The sequence below is a fragment of the Mesorhizobium sp. M0664 genome, assembly GCF_040320565.1.
Lineage (GTDB): Bacteria > Pseudomonadota > Alphaproteobacteria > Rhizobiales > Rhizobiaceae > Mesorhizobium.
Map to the genome: position 1 here is coordinate 1 of NZ_JAMYPW010000038.1, position 17,789 is coordinate 17,789.

The window sequence follows — 17,789 nt, forward strand, 5'->3', positions numbered from 1 at the left end:
AGAAAGCTTGACCCCAGCACTCCGGTGCTCAGGTTCTCCTGGCTGCCGGATGCGCACGTCTGCGGTCTTCACCGGATGCGTACGCCGTATGTCGCCGCGTCGGATGGCCAGGAGCGGCCAGTGCCAGTTGGATTTTGTGATGGAGCGGCGCAGCGGCGAGCGTCCACGGGCCGTTTTCCTTGCGCCGATCTTCCGCGATCTTTGCCTTTTCCACGCATCGCTGCAGGATTTTTCGCGAGGTGAATTGAGACCCGCCACGACTGTCAGGGGCGTTCGGCGGGCTCTACTCCGGAACAATGTCTTCTTCTGAAAGTTTTTCCTTACATCGCAAAGGAGATTCAAGATGTCAGAAAGCCGCGAATGGTTTGTCCAATGGCTTAGAGATGCTCATGCCATGGAAGAGCAGGCCGAAACGATGTTGAACGGGCAGTTGAGCCGTATCGAGAATTATCCCGAACTGAGCGACCGGATCCGACAGCACCTCGACGAGACCAAACAGCAGGCTGCCCGGCTGAAGACTTGTCTCGATCAGATGGACGAGGGTTCATCCATGATGAAGGATGCTGGCGGTAAGCTGACGGCGATGGCGCAATCGCTGAGCGGCGTCTTCGCTGGAGACGAGGTGATGAAAGGATCGCTCGCGAGCTACACGTTCGAGCACATGGAAATCGCCTCCTACACGATCCTGATTGCCGCCGCTCGATCGCTCGGCGAAACCGAGGTTCTTCGGGCTTGCGAAGAGAATCTGCAAGAGGAAGTCGCGATGGCGGATTGGCTGAAATCCCGTCTTCCCTCCACGACCGAGCAGTTCCTTGTGCGGGCCGAAGCGGACAGTGACAGCGCCAAGCGGTGATCGGGTAGGAACGCAGTAACCGTAAACTGGGTGATCGGGATTCGTCCGCTAGCGCGTCCCCCTTCGTGAACGCTGGGCAACGAACACGCCTAGCAAGCGGTCGTCGAGTTGCGCATTTCGAGAAATTGCAACGACGAGCGATGCTAATATTGCGGCGTCGTCACTTAGAGAGTCGAAGCGTTCGCCTGCGCAAGCCTGGTCGAGTCGAAGCGTTCGCCTGCGCAAGCCTGGTTAAATACGCATTGGCAATAGCCAGATCGGAAGGGCTAGCGCAGCGCTCCGCGAGATCAAGCTCGAGTGGGCGTGTTAAAACGTTCGAAACGAGGTCGCGATAGCGGAATGCCCGAGAACGCCCCAGATGACTGAGCAGTTGCGTGCGCGGGCACCGGCAGCGCCAAGCCGGATCGGAGAAAGTTCGTCCTGACAGCGGACAGAGCGCGCCGTTGCGCTCACGTTATGGGGTCGGCAGCACTTGCACGGTTTTCGGGGTGAATTCCGCTTCAGCCGGTCGCTGGCGGTTTCGCTGAAGGCCGTGACCGACCGGCCGACGATCATCATGCTCGAAGGGGTTGACCGCTTTGTCTTCTCCGCCGTGCGCATCGTCATCGCGCCGTCCGTGGTTCCAGAATATGCAATCCGATGGCTGAACTCGTCGGGACTCGATAAATGTCAGCGCGGCATCATACTTTGCCTTCAGGACGACTGTTTCTCTGCAATGACCTCTGTCTACGCTCATCCAGTTCGGTCGGTGTCCATCTGCTCATTCAGACGTCGTTGATAGGCAAAGCCGACAGCCGCGGCGACTGCCAAACCTGCCGCCGCCAGAAGGAGTTTGTCCTCGGTATGCTCATTGCCCGATGCGTCTTGAATAGCTAACGAAGCTTCATCGAAGGGTGCGGATGCTCTTGCGGCAGTCTCGCCCTCGTGCGCCCCAGCGCCGCTATGGCGGATACCCGCAGCTAGACGTTCTGTCTTCTTAACAGTTTCCTTGGCCACGCCGGTCAACTCGGCAGCTTCGCGTTTTATTTTACCAGCCGTTTCAAGAGCGAAATCACTGACGCTTTCCGCCAAATCACTAGATTGCTCCTTCAGGCGCTCCTTGGCGTACGATAGGTGATCCACCTGCTGCTCGCCGGGTGGCCGGGCTGAATTGGTCCGCCACAAGCTGATCAATCCCGCTCCGACGAGTGCGGTTGCGATCGGCGGATGGCGGAGGAAACGCCACCCCAAACCGGCCCCAATCGCCAAAGCAGCGCTCGGATTGGCAGCCGCCTTGGCCTTGAGATCGTCAATAATCGCCTGCGCCACCGATTGCATTGAGGCTCTTGCTTTCTCCACCAGGGCATTCTTTGCCTCAAGCGCTTCGTGTTTCAAATCATCGGTAAATTCGGAGAGCGTGTTTGGCGACCGAAGTGTCGACAAGTCCTCGGCGAGCTTAGCCCGGGCAGCCTCAACTTCGTATTCAAGATGCTCAAGTTGCGGATCGGCCATCATAAATCTCTCTTGCCACCGGGGCGGGCAGGTTTGCTCGACCGAGCGTTGCCCGACCGCGATTTGGCCGTTATTCCTTCCGAAGGGGTGGCGCTGCCCGGTTGCAGCTTGGCGGCCGGAGTGGATGAACCGCTCGATCCACTTGGGCTTGGCGAAGGCGGCTGCACGGGTTCACTTGATTGCTCTTCTGACAAGGCGCTTCCAAAGGCGCCCGCAACGTCCCTCGCCACCTCCTTGAGGCCGTCCGAATTCAGCCCACGTTCCTCGGCGACGCTCTTGAGCCGTTCGCCCGCCTTTGCTGTCGAAGACTTCAAGCGGTCCCCAGCTTTTTCAGCAGCATCCGTCAATCGCTCTCCTGCAGGGCCGAGCGTGCGCCTCTCGACATCGCTGGCCGGTAAAGCAGCAGCTATAGCGGCACCGGCTGCGAAGCCGGCCAGGACAAAAGCCAATGGCTGTTCTTCCACCATGCGGCCAATCGTGTCCTGGAACGTTGATTGGGCTTGCTGCACCACGCGCCCTGACTTCTCGGATACGGTGCGACCGGCCTGTTCTGCGTATGCCGCGGCCGATGATGCGTAGTGACTTGCGGTTTCACTCACCTTCTCCCCAATGCCGGCTAAATTGTCGCGCATGGCCTCAGCTGTCTCGCTAGCCTCTTCCTGCGTTTTTGACGCCCCGCCGCTGGCGGTGCGTACGTGCGGAGCATTTTGGCGCCCGTTGGTTCCACGGGATTGCTCGCGATGCCCGGCACTTGAACCGCGGCTGCGCATTAGCAGCGCGCACCCTGCTGCGACGAGCAGAAGGCCTTCGGGATTGTTCCTAGCGGAGCTGAGAAGCCATTCTTTCGTTCCAAAATCCTGGACCTGTGAATTGCGGCTCATGTTAGTTGCTCCTTGGTTGTCGCAATATCCTGCTTTATTTGGCTAATGGAGTGTGTCGGCAGAAGTTGTTTTTGCGCATCAGCCCGGCCCCTATAATAGGCGAAAGCAGCGGCGACGCCCGTTGCGGCCGCGACGATCAGACACGACCAGTGCAGGGCTATCCCTAAGCTGGCGATTCCAAGTACGAGGGCTTGCATTAGAAGCAGAGCGGCGACCACTCCCAGCGCGCCAGCAGCAGACATCCACACACCTGCTTGGAGCTTCGTTGAGACGTTGGCGGACAGCTCCGCATGCGCCAGGCGCAACTCTTTTTGAAAGAGGTCCGCGACGTCCGCCAACACTGCCGACAGTGCTTGAGGGAGAGGCGAATTCTTCAGATGTTCCTGTGCCATCAGATCAGTTCGCTCCCTGCCGCCTTCCTTTGATGGACTCTGGTGCGGGAGGCGCGCTCTTCAGTGTGCGGAACGTCAAAAAGCCCGCTACGGCGGCCAGCCCAAACACCAAACCCGGCTTGCGCCTCGCGAAATCGGACGCTGCAAGAACCAGCTGATCGACGGACCTGTCTCGCAGGTCGTCTGCGTATCCATCAAGCCTATTCGCGAAGGTGCGCACGACCCCAGCGACTATCGGTGCGTTTGCGTCGAGGTCCTCGGCCGCACGCTTGGTCGAACTCGCCAGTTGGCCCATCACCTCGGCGCCGCTGCCGACCTGACGGTCCAACATCTCCTTCACCTGATTGGTCACGGTGGACGCGCCACCAACGGCCGCCCGTTTGGCGGTTTCCGCTGCCCCTTGCGCTATGTCGGACGCTTTGGATAACGTGCCGCTTACAGTCGCTCCTATGTCTTCCGAGGTACCGTCACCAGCCCTTACCGCAGTTGGGGGACGCCGTTCAGAATTCCGGTTGTTCATGGTTTCCTCCATTCGAGGAGCAAACGGAGGTAAGGCCCGTTGGTTCCCAATGAGTGACTATCTGGGGTTTCAAGTTGCGTTTGCGAACTCGAGGCGCGCATCGCGTGCTTTTGCATTGGGAATGATGGGTAGCTTGCGGGCGGGCGCAATGCGAATAGTCATCTTTTCCTTTCCTGTCTGAAGGCGCGAGGGGATCATATCTGGCGACGGTGAGCGCGACGAGGAGAGGCTGGAGCGCGGACCTTCACGGCCGCCGCGCACCGGTCTTCGACCGCTGCGCCTGCCGCTGTCACTGGCGATCGGCGCCAAGCCTACGAGTTTGGCGATGGCCTTATTGGAAAGGGTGCCAATCTCGGGCAACTCGGCCATCAGGAGTACGCGGGCGACACCGTTGACCGAACGGAAGACCTAATCGAGACAGGCCCACAGCGGGTCGTCGTCGCTAGCGAGGCGATCTCGCCCTTCAAGTCGGCGGCTCTGACGCTTGAGCAGAACAATGACCTCGTCGAGGCTGGCGAGGGGTTCGGCATCGGCGACGGCGCTTTTGCGTTGCTTCTGGATGGTGAGATCGCCAGTCACCTGGGCAAGCCGGGCGACCAGCGCCTTGAGCCGTTCTGGGCTACGCGCCGCGGCGTTGGTTACAGCCGCTTGACCATGATGTCCAAAGTGATCTGCGCGCTACTCGTTGCGCTCGTCAAAACGCGACTGCTGGTCGGCGGCATCGGCCGATCCGCCCAGCGTGTCGGCAACCGTGGCACCTCGCGCACCCATCGGCTGCTGCGCACCTGTGGTGGTGTCCATCGCTGTCTGATGCTCCATCTCGGAATTCAGCTCCGCACCTACAACCAGGATAATCACAGAAATCCAAGTCCACATCATCAAGCCGATGACTGCCCCAAGAGCCCCATACGTGGCGTTGTAGTTGGCGAAGTTTTCAAGATAATAGGAGAAGCCTATCGAGACTGCGATCCAGACCACAGCGGCGAGGAAGGCGCCCCATGTCGCCCATTGCCACTTTGCCCTTTCCCGGCTGGGTCCGTAGCGGTAAATCAGCGTGATCCCGACGCCCACCATGATCAGCATCATCGGCCACCGAAAGATCCGCACAAGGGCTTCGGTCCAGCCGCCGAGGTTCAGCAGCGCAAGCACGGCCGGCACAATCCCCACCGAGATGATAAAGCCGATACCAATGAGGATGGCGCCAAGTGTGAAGCCCAAGGCCAGGAGATTCAGGTGGATGAAGCCGCGCTTTTCACTCTCCTCGTAGGCGATGTTCATGGCTTCGAATAGCGTCTTTATGCCGTTACTGGCGCTCCACAGTGCGACGGCAAGGCCGAAGATGAAGCCGAAGCTGAGCGCGCCAGCCTTCTGAGCGGCCAAGGACGCAAGCTGAGATCTGATAATATCCAGACCTCCCGAAGGCAGTACGCCGCCAAGGAACGCAATGTGCTCAGCGATGGTCTGAGGATCGGCGACGAAACCATAGATGGACACGAACGCGGCAAGCGCTGGAAAGAGGGCAAGAAGCAGATAAAATGCAGCCCCCGCCGCGATCAGCATAACACGGTCCTCGGTTACCTCAGCAAAGACCCGCCACAGCACGTCCTTCCAGCCGCGGCTGGGAATCTCTGACGGCCATTCGGCATTGCGTCCGCGGCTCTCCCGTTCGGCCCGCCGCTCAAGTTGCACTTGACCTTCGTAAGCGTCCTCGGTTGTTTTCTTCGACATGGCCGCCGGTCCGGAGCATCTTCTTCGCGGGGCAAACGTATAATAGCGCCAAAGGATGCAGGTGCAGACCTGCGCTTACAAATAAACATCCGCCGCCTGCAGCAACAACTGCGCGATCCCCACTTGGCCCTTCGGCTCCCATGCTCATCTGGCGGGGGATGCGACGGCTGAGCGTGCATGTTGTCGGGACGACAGCCTGATAATCCTCATTGCACTGGATCAGTTTTAGGACACCCGCGTTACCAGCCATGGTCTCGCTCGCGCCTGAACATCAGTTCGTCAACGCCGGAAGCATTCGGTTTCATGTCGTTCAGGCCGGGCCTGCCGGGGGTAAGCCGGTCATGCTCCTGCACGGCTTCCCGGACTTCTGGATCGGCTGGAGACGGCAGATCGGTACGCTCGCTTCCGCCGGATATCGGGTCATCGTTCCCGACCAGAGGGGCTACAACACCAGCGACAAGCCAGAGGGTATCAGCGAGTACACGCTCCCCAAGCTGCTCGGCGATGTATTCGCCCTGGCCGACGCGCTCGGCATCGGAAGGTTTCACCTCGTCGGACATGACTGGGGCGGCATCGTCGCTTGGGCCGCCGGGGCAAAGTTGCCTCATCGCCTGGACAAGCTCGTCATCCTGAATGCGCCCCATCCCGACGTTGTGTTTACCCATGCCCTGCGATCTCCGACGCAGATTCTGCGGAGCAGTTACGTGGTTTTCTTCCAGATCCCATTGCTGCCCGAAGCCGTTTTGGGTGCGCGGCGCTCCGCCTTGCTCGCACGAGCACTTAGGACATCCAGCCGGGAAGGCGCCTTCGAAGAAGAGGAGATTGCAGAATATCGGCAGGCTTGGGAGCGGCCGGGGGCGCTGACCAACATGCTCAACTGGTATCGCGCCTTGCCCTTTCGCCCGAGCTTGAAGGAGCGGATCACGACGCCCACTCTTGTTATGTGGGGGATGCAGGACCAGGCTCTAGAATCCGGGCTGGCCAAGCGCAGTCTCGCCCTTTGCGACGATGGCCGCGTGCAGACTTTCGAGAAAGGGACGCATTGGGTTCAACGCGAAGAGAGCAACGCGGTGAATGCGGCGCTTCTGGCGTTCCTGGAGGGCTGAGGAACTCAAAAATGGATAGAAACTGGGGGCAGCGTCAGATGGAGCCGGAGGAGGCCTGCAGGGCATTCCTGGCTGCTGCAAAAGAGGAGGGGACATTACAACTAGCTAAGTTGGATTGCGGTATAAGGTTCTATTGTCTCCGACCAACACCGCGCTTTGCGGAGCCCGCCGCCAGCAAGGAGAGGCGACGGACCCCCGCCTTTGATACGCCTGTTCATGGCCTCCACGCTCATATCGGCGCAGCGGGCGCTCGACATCACTAGAGCTCATTGGCAAGCAGCCCGCCGATATACACTGGCAGTGTCCAGGCGTGGGCGTGGCCTTTCCGCTTGGGTATTATGGTGCGGCCTGCCCGATCGGCCGTCCCTCGATCGACCCTGAGTTGCTGATCCGCATGCGGACCGTCGGCAGCTCGTCCTCGACTCGATGCGCGAAGTCGTCGACGCCGTGCGCAAGCCTGGAGCTGTAGCGGCCTCGCCTGTCCCGCCCCGGTGAAGGCTGGCCGGTGCGATGGCGCCACGGCCGGCTGCGAGGTTTCCAGGCCACGCCTTGACGGCGTCGAGCACGGCGCCATTCTGGAGCGGACCGAGGGCGTCGGTCGTGCCGCCAGATTTCCTTGTGCTATATTTGTCCGGCACGGACGACCACGTGGCAAAGAGTGGTGCGAGAGGATGAGAGTGCCGCCACGCAGCCGTTATAGTCGTTCCTCGTTTGTGGCGTCCGTGCGCCGCTTCGGCCCGCGTGACCGCCAATGCCGAACCATTAGCTCGTAGGCACGTTCGGCATTCTCGGCCGCGGCTTTCTCGCTGTTTCGCAACTCCTTCACGTTGTAGGCGTAAGCCGAACCGCGGCGACCGACACCGCGCTCGCCCGGCGCGCCGGCCTTGAGAGCGAGCTGCCTCTGCTTTGCCGCCACCAGCGCCGGGCGAGCCCAGAAGTAGTCCTGCTCCTTTGTCAGCAGATGCCAGATCAGCACGGCGAGCTTGCGGGCGAGTGCCACGGCTGCGACCTGATGGCCGCGCTTGTTACGGATGCGTAGGAAGAAGGCCCTGAGCGGTCCGGGCGCCTTCGCCGTCGCCCAGGCGGCCTCGACCAGCATGGCGCGGGCATGGGAACGACCATGTTTGCTGATCCGGCCATATTGCGCCAAGCCAAGACCGGATTGGCGCACACGCGGATTGAGGCCGAAGTAGCTCACCAGCTTCTGCGGTTCGCGAAACCGCCGGATATCGCCGACGGCGGCGATGATACCGCTCGCGACGATGGCATTGACGCCGGTGATCGTCTGAAGCCGCCGGACTTGCACATCATCAATCGCTTCCCGGGCGATGTCGCGATCGAGGTCGGCCAGATCCTCGGCCAGGCGATCGATCTCGCGGATGTGGCGGGCGATAGCGGCCCGCTCGTCATCGGGAAGCACCTGCCGCTCGAGCCAGGCGCGACCGCGATTGTTGAACAGATCGGCATGCGGGCACTTCGGCACTAGGTGCGCCTGCAGGATGCCATGCACCTCGTTCTTCACGCGCGTGCGATGCCGAACTACCTGGTTGCGCCGCGCGACGAGGCGGCGAAGCCGCTCGGTCCGCTCGTCAGGTACCCAGACCTCCGGCAGAAAGCCGCTGGCATGGAGCTGCGCCAGAACGCCGGCATCGATCTTGTCGGTCTTGATCCTGGCATGAGCGATCGCCTTCACCTGCATCGGGTTGGCGACAATCACCCGGCCGACATAGGGCGACAGAACCCGCACCACCGCCATGGCGTTGCCCGTAGCCTCGACGACAACCTCATCAGTCCGTCGCAAACTGCGGCCGAACCCTTCCAGTCCCGAGCGGGTCATGTCGACCCGTCCGTGATGGCGCAGCCGGCCGTCTTCCCAAACCACCACCTCCGCAAAGGTGCGGTGGATGTCCATTCCAATCACACGTCTCATCGGCTCCCTCTCCTCAACAATCGGGAGCCGGCGGGCGACGCGACACCTACGGATCCGCGCTCTCGGCGCAACCGGGCAGGTCGCAGGGGCGGCCAGCTACGGATGACATCGACAACCCTGATTTCGACTTTTTCGATTCCTGTTGCGTTTCTTTGTTCGGCTCAGGTGAGCCTGTTTCTTCGTCCCGGCCCACAGGATTTCCCACGCGAGCGTGTCGAGACGCAGTCAAGGCTGGCCGGTGCGATGGCGCCACGGCCGGCTGCGAGGTTTCCAGGCCACGCCTTGACGGCGTCGAGCACGGCGCCATTCTGGAGCGGACCGAGGGCGTCGGTCGTGCCGCCAGATTTCCTTGTGCTATATTTGTCCGGCACGGACGACCACGTGGCAAAGAGTGGTGCGAGAGGATGAGAGTGCCGCCACGCAGCCGTTATAGTCGTTCCTCGTTTGTGGCGTCCGTGCGCCGCTTCGGCCCGCGTGACCGCCAATGCCGAACCATTAGCTCGTAGGCACGTTCGGCATTCTCGGCCGCGGCTTTCTCGCTGTTTCGCAACTCCTTCACGTTGTAGGCGTAAGCCGAACCGCGGCGACCGACACCGCGCTCGCCCGGCGCGCCGGCCTTGAGAGCGAGCTGCCTCTGCTTTGCCGCCACCAGCGCCGGGCGAGCCCAGAAGTAGTCCTGCTCCTTTGTCAGCAGATGCCAGATCAGCACGGCGAGCTTGCGGGCGAGTGCCACGGCTGCGACCTGATGGCCGCGCTTGTTACGGATGCGTAGGAAGAAGGCCCTGAGCGGTCCGGGCGCCTTCGCCGTCGCCCAGGCGGCCTCGACCAGCATGGCGCGGGCATGGGAACGACCATGTTTGCTGATCCGGCCATATTGCGCCAAGCCAAGACCGGATTGGCGCACACGCGGATTGAGGCCGAAGTAGCTCACCAGCTTCTGCGGTTCGCGAAACCGCCGGATATCGCCGACGGCGGCGATGATACCGCTCGCGACGATGGCATTGACGCCGGTGATCGTCTGAAGCCGCCGGACTTGCACATCATCAATCGCTTCCCGGGCGATGTCGCGATCGAGGTCGGCCAGATCCTCGGCCAGGCGATCGATCTCGCGGATGTGGCGGGCGATAGCGGCCCGCTCGTCATCGGGAAGCACCTGCCGCTCGAGCCAGGCGCGACCGCGATTGTTGAACAGATCGGCATGCGGGCACTTCGGCACTAGGTGCGCCTGCAGGATGCCATGCACCTCGTTCTTCACGCGCGTGCGATGCCGAACTACCTGGTTGCGCCGCGCGACGAGGCGGCGAAGCCGCTCGGTCCGCTCGTCAGGTACCCAGACCTCCGGCAGAAAGCCGCTGGCATGGAGCTGCGCCAGAACGCCGGCATCGATCTTGTCGGTCTTGATCCTGGCATGAGCGATCGCCTTCACCTGCATCGGGTTGGCGACAATCACCCGGCCGACATAGGGCGACAGAACCCGCACCACCGCCATGGCGTTGCCCGTAGCCTCGACGACAACCTCATCAGTCCGTCGCAAACTGCGGCCGAACCCTTCCAGTCCCGAGCGGGTCATGTCGACCCGTCCGTGATGGCGCAGCCGGCCGTCTTCCCAAACCACCACCTCCGCAAAGGTGCGGTGGATGTCCATTCCAATCACACGTCTCATCGGCTCCCTCTCCTCAAACAGTCGGGAGCCGGCGGGCGACGCGACACCTACGGATCCGCGCTCTCGGCGCAACCGGGCAGGTCGCAGGGGCGGCCAGCTACTAACGCGAGCTCGCAGCTCATCGAATACATCGGCCTGCCCGCACTTGGCGTGCTCCCGGTGCCCCTGTCCCGGATGGTCGCACCATACGCCAAAAATCGCTCATCTCCAGCGGGGATCGGATGGCATCGTCATGATCATACCGGTTACGAACATGCTGGAGCGGCTGAACCAGGAGATCAAGCGGCGCACCCTGGTCGTTCGCATCTTCCCCAACCCGCGGAGCTGTCTGCGGCTGGTTCGGGCATTGGCGGTGGAGATCCACGAGAACTGGCTCGAGGCGACCCGCTACCTCAACATGGATCATCTGCGCGAGCACAAGAAGGAGAGCCTGAGGGCCTTGGCCGCCTGAGCACCGTCATGTGTCCGCCGCTCCGCTAAACACGGGGGCTGCGCGGCGGACACGCCGACGTCACCGCAATGCCACGCCATTTTGCAGAACTTGACGCACACAACTTATTTTCAGCATCAGAGCGTTGAGCTGGCGGGAACTTGCTCGCCAGCCGAGTTGAGTTCAGGGGATGGTCGGGGGAGACTGGCCAGCCACACGCTGGTGTGCCGATGTGCCAATCAGCAACCTTCGTCGGTCTTTTTCACCTGGCCTGGCGCGGCGGTGTTGGCTGTCGTGTCCTGCTGACCTGGCGCAGCCTGCTGAGCGCTGCCAGTCTGCTGGCCGGGCGCGCAGTCTCTGGCCGAGTTCGGATTTGTGATGCCGCTGGTGGTGTTCGTGTCGGTGCCCTGATCGCCGGACATGTTGGTCCCGCTGCTCGTCGTGCCGGTGCCCTGATCCGTCGTACTGGGCATGGTTGTCGTGGTCGAGGTTCCGCTCGTCGAGGTTCCGCTCGAAGTTCCGCTCGTCGTCTGGGCAAAGGAAAGCCCCGCCGACACCGCCAGCACGGCCGAAGCCAAAAGGATGCGTTTCATCTTCTTTCTCCTGTCTGAATGCACGGGATGCGCTGGCAAATCGAACAGGCAGACAGAAGGAGTGTTCCCCGATGAAGTTCAACTTTTGTAACTCTGGTCGTAGGTCAGCCTTAGGATGGCGGGCGTATATTAGAAGCCTCTTGAAGAAGACGCTGCCCGCACCAGAATCCATGGCATGGCTCAGGGAATAGGTATTGGTGACCAGGTGGCGATTACTGCCACGGTTCGAAGGCGGATAACAGAGGACCGCGTAAGCGTCTCTATCCCAGGTTATGACTTCCCACATTCCATCATCGACCACACCAAGGTGAACCGAGGCCAGCAAATCGACCTGAAAGGCGAGGTCACGCGCATCGACGAGGACACCGTGACGATCGACCTCGGGCCGCTGGTCACGGTCGACCGTGACAAGGTCCGGCTAATGGAGAAATATTGGCCGCCAAAACGACGAAAGGCACTTGTCGTTGCCCCGGATTAGAACCGACAACATCGCGACGGGCTATGAGGGCAGGCCGCATGACGGGCCGGTAGAGGACGAGTCGAAGCACTTGCTCTACTGCCCAGTCTGCGGCCAAACATTCGACGCGCGCGATCTTGGACAGGTCTTCCACCACGCTGAGCCGCAGCACGAGCCGCTTCCGGTCGAGCAATAGTCCAGCTAGTTGAGCTCCGGCGGCAGACCGATGTTGAGATCCTTCAGCGCGCCACCGACGTACGTTGGATGAGGAAAAGGTGCTGCGTGCACCGCGCCTTCCCCGCGCGCCGATGCTCCACCTGGACCGCAAAAAAGTCCCGCCGCACTGCCAGAACGGCGGGACCGATCAAACGCTTTGCACCAGGCGGGGGGATGCGGGGGGGTGGGCTTGCCAAGTGAGCGCGGACCGTAACCAACCCTAAGCGCCACAGCGGCAACGCGTCCACCAACCGCCGGTTGGAGCGACAGGACGATTGAGCCGCCGGCAGGTCAGGTCATCCCGGGTCGCTATCGCTCGCAACCAGACGGTAGCGGAAATTGTTGCGGATGTGGTCGTTGAAGTAGCGGCCCTTGGCGAACGCGGCCCGGAACGCGGCAAAGGTTTCCGGCGGTACCCCCTCAAACTCGTACCGCTTGACGCTGGCCACAAACCAGACAGAGAGGATTCTTCTGTCAGGATCATATTCCATCTTGCGGATCGAAGTAGATGGCATGAGCACCACAGGCCGAGGCCCGCGCCCTTGCGGGGAGCGCGGGCCGATCGGGATACCGATCTGCAGCAATACCTGGAGGGGGAGGATTCGCTGCGTGCACCGAACTTTCGCGGCGGTCCCGTGTTCCCAATCGAGATACACAAAAAGCTAGCTGCACCTTTCGGCATCACGCGGACGTTGGATTTCTGAGAAAGCGCGAGCGTCAATACTAACTTCTGGTGATGGAATTTTCCCGTGAGATAGGCACGCTCCACGGCGAAAGGAGTGCCCCGCCATGACCGTCCTCGCCTACAACCTTGCCAATGACATCAAAGGATTGTGGAGGGTCGTCTTCGTGCCGGACGAACTGCATCTGTATGTGGAATTCAGCCAGCCAGACGCCGACACAAACCCGGCTGATTGGATGAGCGTTGATGATTTCCTTGCATGGCGGCCGAAAGGCGCACTCCACGAGCGAGCGCGCGACCGCTTGGTTTCGCTCATTTGCAAGGCGCTGACAGGGCGATGAGACAAGGGAAACCCGCACCGAGATCCAGTGCGAGCGCCGCGAGTGGGCCTAGGGGCCCCACAAGCCGGTGCCACCACCGCCGCCGACAACCGCGGCGGGCGGGTGCCTCGGGGACAAGATGGTAGATCGCTAATGCGTTTGCGGGTGTGGCCTTAAGTCGCAAACTATTGGCTTCAGAAGCAGGGCGTCGGGCTTCATTGACGGTGCTGCCAACACCATATGGTAATCCATAGCCTCCCAAACGAGAGAAGCTCGCCCCTGACGGGTCGCACTGCGGCCGTCACCCGGCAATTGCTACGAACTAGGAAACCATCATGCCTGAAAATATCAGACTAACTTCGAGAGATGTCCCCCTCATTCAGCTAGGCCTCTATCAATGCCGCTTCCCGGTGAGCGAAGACCCGTCAGTACCCGGCGGTTATCGTTTTTGTGCTGGGCCAACTTCGCCGGATCGCGTCTACTGCGATCACCACCACAACATTGTGACCGCCGTGGACCCTCGTCGAGCCCGTTCGGGTCTCCACCTCGCTCAACGACGCGCCGCGTAAGTCTGACGGGCGGCGGCCTCCCGGCCAAGCGCTATGCGCTCCAAGGCCTTGGCTACGCCCATTCCGTCGGCTCGGTCTGGCCCATCCTCCCTTATGCCGTCTTCGCCGATGTATCCCCCGTCGCCCGATTGAGAACGACGACTTCTCGCCGAGCCCTTCAGCTCGCTACTCGCACAAACGCGTCGGCTCCAAAGGTTTGTCTGTCAGCACATCTTCAATGTGCCCGCGCCTGAAGCCCCAACATCTTCTGCGACCAAACCGCGTACCTGGCACCGCCGATCGGTTGCTGCGGCGGATTTTCGCTGTTCGCAGCTGAACAATGCCTATCAACCTTGTCATCGCACCTAGTCGCACGTAGCGGCCGTTCGAATTCTCATCGCTCGGCGCGATGTTTGGTCCGTCTGGCCAGAAGAGCGGAGCAAGCCATTGACACCCACGAAGTTGCTGATTGGGCAGATCGCTGTCGTATTCGCAATTGTCATTCTTGGCGTGTGGACTGCAACCCAATGGTGCGCCCACATGCTCTCCTATCAGCCGCCACTCGGCGCGCCATGGTTTGTGACAGTCGGCTGGCCGATCTACCAGCCGTGGAAACTGTTCGAATGGTGGTTCCAATTTGACGCCTATGCGCCTGAAGTCTTCGACAAGGCTGGCATACTTGCCGGAGCCAGCGGGTTCCTGGGCTGTGCCGCCGCGATAGCTGGGTCCCTCTGGCGCGCACGGCAGCGGGGGTTGGTCACCACCTATGGGTCCTCACGATGGGCCATGAAGCTGGAGATCGAGAAGGCGGGGCTGTTTCAGCCGGCCGGCGTTTTCCTTGGTGGACTGAATTATCGCTATCTGCGCCATGACGGACCGGACCACGTCATGGCCTTTGCGCCGACACGTTCGGGCAAGGGCGTCGGACTCGTTGTTCCAACCCTTCTTTCCTGGACCGGCTCGGCCGTCATTCACGACATCAAAGGCGAGAACTGGCAGCTGACCTCTGGCTGGAGGTCGAAGTTCTCGCACTGTCTCTTGTTCAATCCGACCGATCCGAGATCGGCGCGGTACAACCCGCTGCTGGAAGTGCGCAAAGGTCCAGATGAGGTCCGCGACGTTCAGAACATCGCCGACATTCTCGTCGATCCGGAAGGCGCGCTGGAGCGGCGGAACCATTGGGAGAAGACCAGTCATTCACTCCTAGTTGGCGCCATCTTGCACGTGCTCTACGCCGAAGAGGAAAAGACACTCGCCCGTGTCGCCACCTTCCTGTCGGACCCGCAACGCTCATTCGCTGCGACACTGCAGCGGATGATGACCACCAACCACCTCGGCACGGTGGACAAGCCCCAGGTCCATCCGGTCGTGGCCTCGGCGGCTCGTGAGGTGCTGAACAAGTCAGAGAACGAGCGCTCAGGCGTTCTCTCGACCGCCATGTCGTTTCTCGGGCTCTATCGTGATCCAACGGTGGCCGCGGCAACATCGGCCTGCGACTGGCGCATTGCCGACCTTGTGGATGCCGAGCGACCGATGTCGCTGTATCTGGTCGTGCCGCCGTCGGATATCTCGCGCACTAAGCCCCTGGTGCGATTGGTGCTCAATCAAATCGGCCGGCGGCTGACCGAGCGCCTGGAGGGCGATCCAAAGAAGAGCCGCAAGTATCAGCTGCTGATGATGCTGGATGAATTTCCGGCGCTCGGTCGGCTCGACTTCTTCGAGACTGCGCTCGCCTTCATGGCAGGCTACGGCATCCGCGCTTATCTGATAGCGCAATCGTTGAACCAAATCTCCAAGGCCTATGGCGAGAACAACGCCATTCTCGACAATTGCCATGTGCGGATTGCCTTTTCCTCAAATGACGAGCGCACGGCCAAACGCATCTCGGACGCGCTCGGTACCGCGACGGAACTCAGATCGATGCGTAACTATGCCGGCCATCGGTTGGCGCCCTGGTTGTCCCACGTCATGGTAAGCCGCCAAGAGACCGCTCGTCCCCTGCTGACGCCGGGTGAGGTGATGCAGTTGCCGCAGGCTGACGAACTAATCCTGGTTTCGGGATTGCCGCCGATTCGCGCCAAGAAGTTGCGTTATTACCAGGATCCGAATTTCACGGAGCGAGTGCTGCCTTCGCCGGTGCTGCGCGACGGTGCCTACGCGGATCGGCCCACGTCGCGCCCGGACGATTGGAGCGGACAGGTGCGCGGCGTGGATCGGCGTCTTGCTGGCGACGACGACAGTGCCGGCGCGGCAATCGAAGACGGAGGTGTCCAGCAGCAGCGCCATCCGGGCCTGCCCGAAGAACGGACCCTCGTCGCCCAGGAGCCTGATCATGGCGATCTGTTCACGCCCGCAGACGATGACTGCGAGACGCTCGCCGACAAGCGCGTCATGGATCGGATTTCCACCGCAGCACGTGCGTACGGCCTCAATGAGGGAATGGGCGACGACAAGGACATCGTGCCCGGCTTCTGAACGGCGCGCCATACGCGGGCGCATCTCAGCGTAGATAACGGCCGTAAGCGATTTCGAGGATCTCGACGATGCTCGTTCCCGTCGCCGGTGCATCAGCGCCGGTCAGAGGAACGAGCAGCATGAAGCCCCACCGCATTCGTCACCAGTTTTTGCTTGAACCCGAGTTGAGCGAGAAGCTGGAGAACCTCAGCCGCAATCCATCGACCACCAAATCGGCCATTGTGGCGCACGCGGTCGAGGCCTTTATCGAGCGGCGTGGGGAGAATGAACTCGACCAGCGCTACGGCAAGAGGCTCGACCGTCTTTCCCGCGACCTCGGACATGTCAGGCGCGATGTCGAGATGATCCTGGAGAGCCTGGCGCTCTTCATCCGCTTTTCGATCACGCTTCATGCTCACACGCCGGTGCCGGACAGGGCCACGCAAGGGATTGCCCAGGAGCGCTTCGACAAATTCGTCGAACAGGTCGGCCGCCAAATCGCTTCCGGGAAACGGTCCCTTGGCACCGACGATCGCAGGGGAGGGGAAGGATGAGTTCTCATCCGGAAGCCGACCATCGCCGCCGCGCCATGCTGCGCACCGCCATGGGTCCGGCGATCACTGAAGCCCTTGCCGATCCGACCGTCATTGAGGTGATGGTCAATCCCGACGGTGCGCTGCGGCTCGACCGGTTGGGTGAAGGCCGGGTCGATACCGGCGTGCACATGCATCCTTCTGAGGCCGAACGCATCATCCGCCTGGTCGCCTCCCACGTGCGCGCCGAGGCGCATGCTGACAATCCGATTGTCAGCGCCGAATTGCCATCGGGCGAGCGCTTCGAGGGTCTGCTGCCGCCTGTCGTGCTGGGGCCATGCTTCGCCATCCGAACGCCTGCGGCGAAACTCTACACATTGGCCGACTATGTCGCCGACCGGGTCATGCTGCCGCTGCAGGCCGATGCGCTGAAGACGGCGGTCCGCGAGCGGCGCAACATCCTGGTCGCCGGCGGCACGTCGTCGGGCAAGACAACACTTGCCAACGCGCTGCTGGCACAAGTCGCCGATTGCGACGAGCGGGTGATCCTGATCGAGGACACGCGCGAACTGCAATGCGCGGCGAAGGATTGCGTTGCCTTGAGGACGAGGCGGGGGTCGGTCACGCTCGCCGATCTCGTGCGCTCGACCCTGCGGCTCAGACCCGACCGCATCATCGTGGGCGAAGTCAGGGGCGCGGAAGCCCTGGACATGCTGAAGGCATGGAACACCGGGCATCCCGGCGGCATCGCGACGGTTCACGCCAATTCGGCGCGCTCCGCTCTCTACCGTATCGAGCAGCTCGCCCAGGAAGCCGTCGTCACCGTTCCCCGCCGCCTCATCGCTGATGCGGTAGATCTGATCGTCTTCATCGCTGGGCGCGGATCCTCGCGCCGCATTGACGCGATCGCTGAGGTCACCGGTCTCGACAGCAGCGGTGATTACGCCGTCACCCCGCTCACGCTTCCGCAACTCCAGCAGTTTTGAAAGGTC

At 61.7% G+C, this 17,789-nt stretch carries 17 protein-coding genes and 2 pseudogenes; 8 read left to right on the plus strand and 11 right to left on the minus strand.

Annotated features, from left to right (window positions below):
• Positions 1-343 precede the first annotated feature (343 nt).
• Positions 344-853 carry a ferritin-like domain-containing protein gene (locus tag NKI39_RS25380; RefSeq protein WP_352612666.1) on the plus strand — a complete coding sequence of 170 codons (510 nt, stop codon included), beginning with the start codon at positions 344-346 and terminating at the stop codon, positions 851-853.
• 732 nt (positions 854-1,585) lie between these two features.
• Here the strand turns inward: NKI39_RS25380 and NKI39_RS25385 are convergent.
• The 7 genes and pseudogenes from NKI39_RS25385 to NKI39_RS25415 form a co-directional block, all read right to left on the minus strand.
• Entirely contained in the window at positions 1,586-2,347 is a 762-nt protein-coding gene (locus tag NKI39_RS25385) for a hypothetical protein (protein WP_352835245.1), read from the minus strand.
• Positions 2,344-3,225, minus strand: a complete 882-nt coding sequence (locus NKI39_RS25390; RefSeq protein WP_352700463.1) for a hypothetical protein — start codon at positions 3,223-3,225, stop codon at positions 2,344-2,346. Before NKI39_RS25390 ends, NKI39_RS25385 begins: the two co-directional genes overlap by 4 nt.
• Positions 3,222-3,617 carry a phage holin family protein gene (locus NKI39_RS25395; RefSeq protein WP_352662262.1) on the minus strand — a complete coding sequence of 132 codons (396 nt, stop codon included), beginning with the start codon at positions 3,615-3,617 and terminating at the stop codon, positions 3,222-3,224. The genes NKI39_RS25390 and NKI39_RS25395 overlap by 4 nt, the downstream gene beginning before the upstream one ends.
• A 4-nt stretch (positions 3,618-3,621) precedes the next feature.
• Entirely contained in the window at positions 3,622-4,137 is a 516-nt protein-coding gene (locus tag NKI39_RS25400; protein ID WP_352835248.1) for a hypothetical protein, read from the minus strand.
• A 69-nt stretch (positions 4,138-4,206) separates the two neighbouring features.
• Positions 4,207-4,530: pseudogene (locus NKI39_RS25405) on the minus strand (transposase); the annotation flags it as partial.
• Between the two features lie 15 nt (positions 4,531-4,545).
• On the minus strand, positions 4,546-4,716 hold the full coding sequence (locus tag NKI39_RS25410; RefSeq protein ID WP_352662260.1) for a hypothetical protein: 171 nt from the start codon (positions 4,714-4,716) through the stop codon (positions 4,546-4,548).
• Positions 4,717-4,815: 99 nt separating this feature from the next.
• Positions 4,816-5,865 carry a YihY/virulence factor BrkB family protein gene (locus tag NKI39_RS25415; RefSeq protein ID WP_352467848.1) on the minus strand — a complete coding sequence of 350 codons (1,050 nt, stop codon included), beginning with the start codon at positions 5,863-5,865 and terminating at the stop codon, positions 4,816-4,818.
• Positions 5,866-6,113: 248 nt separating this feature from the next.
• Between NKI39_RS25415 and NKI39_RS25420 the strand changes: the two genes are divergently transcribed.
• Positions 6,114-6,971 carry an alpha/beta fold hydrolase gene (locus NKI39_RS25420; RefSeq protein WP_352835251.1) on the plus strand — a complete coding sequence of 286 codons (858 nt, stop codon included), beginning with the start codon at positions 6,114-6,116 and terminating at the stop codon, positions 6,969-6,971.
• Positions 6,972-7,665: 694 nt separating this feature from the next.
• Here NKI39_RS25420 and NKI39_RS25425 read toward each other — a convergent pair.
• Positions 7,666-8,883: an IS110 family RNA-guided transposase gene (locus NKI39_RS25425; RefSeq protein WP_352516397.1), complete on the minus strand. Its 1,218-nt coding sequence runs from the start codon at positions 8,881-8,883 to the stop codon at positions 7,666-7,668.
• A gap of 445 nt (positions 8,884-9,328) precedes the next feature.
• Positions 9,329-10,546, minus strand: a complete 1,218-nt coding sequence (locus tag NKI39_RS25430) for an IS110 family RNA-guided transposase (protein ID WP_352516397.1) — start codon at positions 10,544-10,546, stop codon at positions 9,329-9,331.
• A 265-nt stretch (positions 10,547-10,811) separates the two neighbouring features.
• Between NKI39_RS25430 and NKI39_RS25435 the strand changes: the two are divergent.
• A pseudogene (locus NKI39_RS25435) lies at positions 10,812-11,015 on the plus strand (transposase); the annotation flags it as partial.
• 218 nt (positions 11,016-11,233) lie between these two features.
• On the opposite strand, the gene NKI39_RS25440 reads toward NKI39_RS25435, so the two are convergent.
• A complete protein-coding gene (locus tag NKI39_RS25440; RefSeq protein WP_352662254.1) occupies positions 11,234-11,587 on the minus strand; it encodes a hypothetical protein in 354 nt (117 codons plus the stop codon).
• A 175-nt stretch (positions 11,588-11,762) separates the two neighbouring features.
• On the opposite strand from NKI39_RS25440, the gene NKI39_RS25445 reads away from it, so the two are divergent.
• Positions 11,763-12,065: a hypothetical protein gene (locus tag NKI39_RS25445; protein ID WP_352662251.1), complete on the plus strand. Its 303-nt coding sequence runs from the start codon at positions 11,763-11,765 to the stop codon at positions 12,063-12,065.
• A gap of 491 nt (positions 12,066-12,556) precedes the next feature.
• On the opposite strand, the gene NKI39_RS25450 is transcribed toward NKI39_RS25445, so the two are convergent.
• Positions 12,557-12,775, minus strand: coding sequence for a KTSC domain-containing protein (locus NKI39_RS25450; protein WP_352662409.1), 219 nt, complete (start codon positions 12,773-12,775; stop codon positions 12,557-12,559).
• Positions 12,776-13,049: 274 nt separating this feature from the next.
• Here NKI39_RS25450 and NKI39_RS25455 point away from each other — a divergent pair, with 274 nt between their 5' ends.
• From NKI39_RS25455 to trbB, 4 genes are all read left to right on the plus strand, one after another.
• On the plus strand, positions 13,050-13,283 hold the full coding sequence (locus NKI39_RS25455; protein ID WP_352700464.1) for a hypothetical protein: 234 nt from the start codon (positions 13,050-13,052) through the stop codon (positions 13,281-13,283).
• Between the two features lie 974 nt (positions 13,284-14,257).
• The gene (locus NKI39_RS25465; RefSeq protein WP_352835255.1) at positions 14,258-16,285 is read left to right on the plus strand and encodes a conjugal transfer protein TraG; all 2,028 of its coding nucleotides are present in this window, start codon (positions 14,258-14,260) and stop codon (positions 16,283-16,285) included.
• A 119-nt stretch (positions 16,286-16,404) separates the two neighbouring features.
• Positions 16,405-16,818 (plus strand): CopG family transcriptional regulator, encoded by a 414-nt coding sequence (locus NKI39_RS25470; RefSeq protein WP_352700466.1) that lies wholly within the window; start codon positions 16,405-16,407, stop codon positions 16,816-16,818.
• Positions 16,815-17,783: a P-type conjugative transfer ATPase TrbB gene (trbB, locus tag NKI39_RS25475; RefSeq protein ID WP_352700467.1), complete on the plus strand. Its 969-nt coding sequence runs from the start codon at positions 16,815-16,817 to the stop codon at positions 17,781-17,783. The genes NKI39_RS25470 and trbB overlap by 4 nt, the downstream gene beginning before the upstream one ends.
• The last annotated feature ends 6 nt before the right edge of the window (positions 17,784-17,789 follow it).

Excerpts from the sequence above, each read along its gene's own strand:
- NKI39_RS25380 (WP_352612666.1), top strand. The coding sequence starts at position 344 with ATGTCAGAAAGCCGCGAATGGTTTGTCCAATGGCTTAGAGATGCTCAT.
- NKI39_RS25385 (WP_352835245.1), bottom strand. The coding sequence starts at position 2,347 with ATGATGGCCGATCCGCAACTTGAGCATCTTGAATACGAAGTTGAGGCT.
- NKI39_RS25390 (WP_352700463.1), bottom strand. The coding sequence starts at position 3,225 with ATGAGCCGCAATTCACAGGTCCAGGATTTTGGAACGAAAGAATGGCTT.
- NKI39_RS25395 (WP_352662262.1), bottom strand. The coding sequence starts at position 3,617 with ATGGCACAGGAACATCTGAAGAATTCGCCTCTCCCTCAAGCACTGTCG.
- NKI39_RS25400 (WP_352835248.1), bottom strand. The coding sequence starts at position 4,137 with ATGAACAACCGGAATTCTGAACGGCGTCCCCCAACTGCGGTAAGGGCT.
- NKI39_RS25415 (WP_352467848.1), bottom strand. The coding sequence starts at position 5,865 with ATGTCGAAGAAAACAACCGAGGACGCTTACGAAGGTCAAGTGCAACTT.
- NKI39_RS25420 (WP_352835251.1), top strand. The coding sequence starts at position 6,114 with ATGGTCTCGCTCGCGCCTGAACATCAGTTCGTCAACGCCGGAAGCATT.
- NKI39_RS25425 (WP_352516397.1), bottom strand. The coding sequence starts at position 8,883 with ATGGACATCCACCGCACCTTTGCGGAGGTGGTGGTTTGGGAAGACGGC.
- NKI39_RS25430 (WP_352516397.1), bottom strand. The coding sequence starts at position 10,546 with ATGGACATCCACCGCACCTTTGCGGAGGTGGTGGTTTGGGAAGACGGC.
- NKI39_RS25440 (WP_352662254.1), bottom strand. The coding sequence starts at position 11,587 with ATGAAACGCATCCTTTTGGCTTCGGCCGTGCTGGCGGTGTCGGCGGGG.
- NKI39_RS25445 (WP_352662251.1), top strand. The coding sequence starts at position 11,763 with ATGGCTCAGGGAATAGGTATTGGTGACCAGGTGGCGATTACTGCCACG.
- NKI39_RS25450 (WP_352662409.1), bottom strand. The coding sequence starts at position 12,775 with ATGCCATCTACTTCGATCCGCAAGATGGAATATGATCCTGACAGAAGA.
- NKI39_RS25455 (WP_352700464.1), top strand. The coding sequence starts at position 13,050 with ATGACCGTCCTCGCCTACAACCTTGCCAATGACATCAAAGGATTGTGG.
- NKI39_RS25470 (WP_352700466.1), top strand. The coding sequence starts at position 16,405 with ATGAAGCCCCACCGCATTCGTCACCAGTTTTTGCTTGAACCCGAGTTG.
- trbB (WP_352700467.1), top strand. The coding sequence starts at position 16,815 with ATGAGTTCTCATCCGGAAGCCGACCATCGCCGCCGCGCCATGCTGCGC.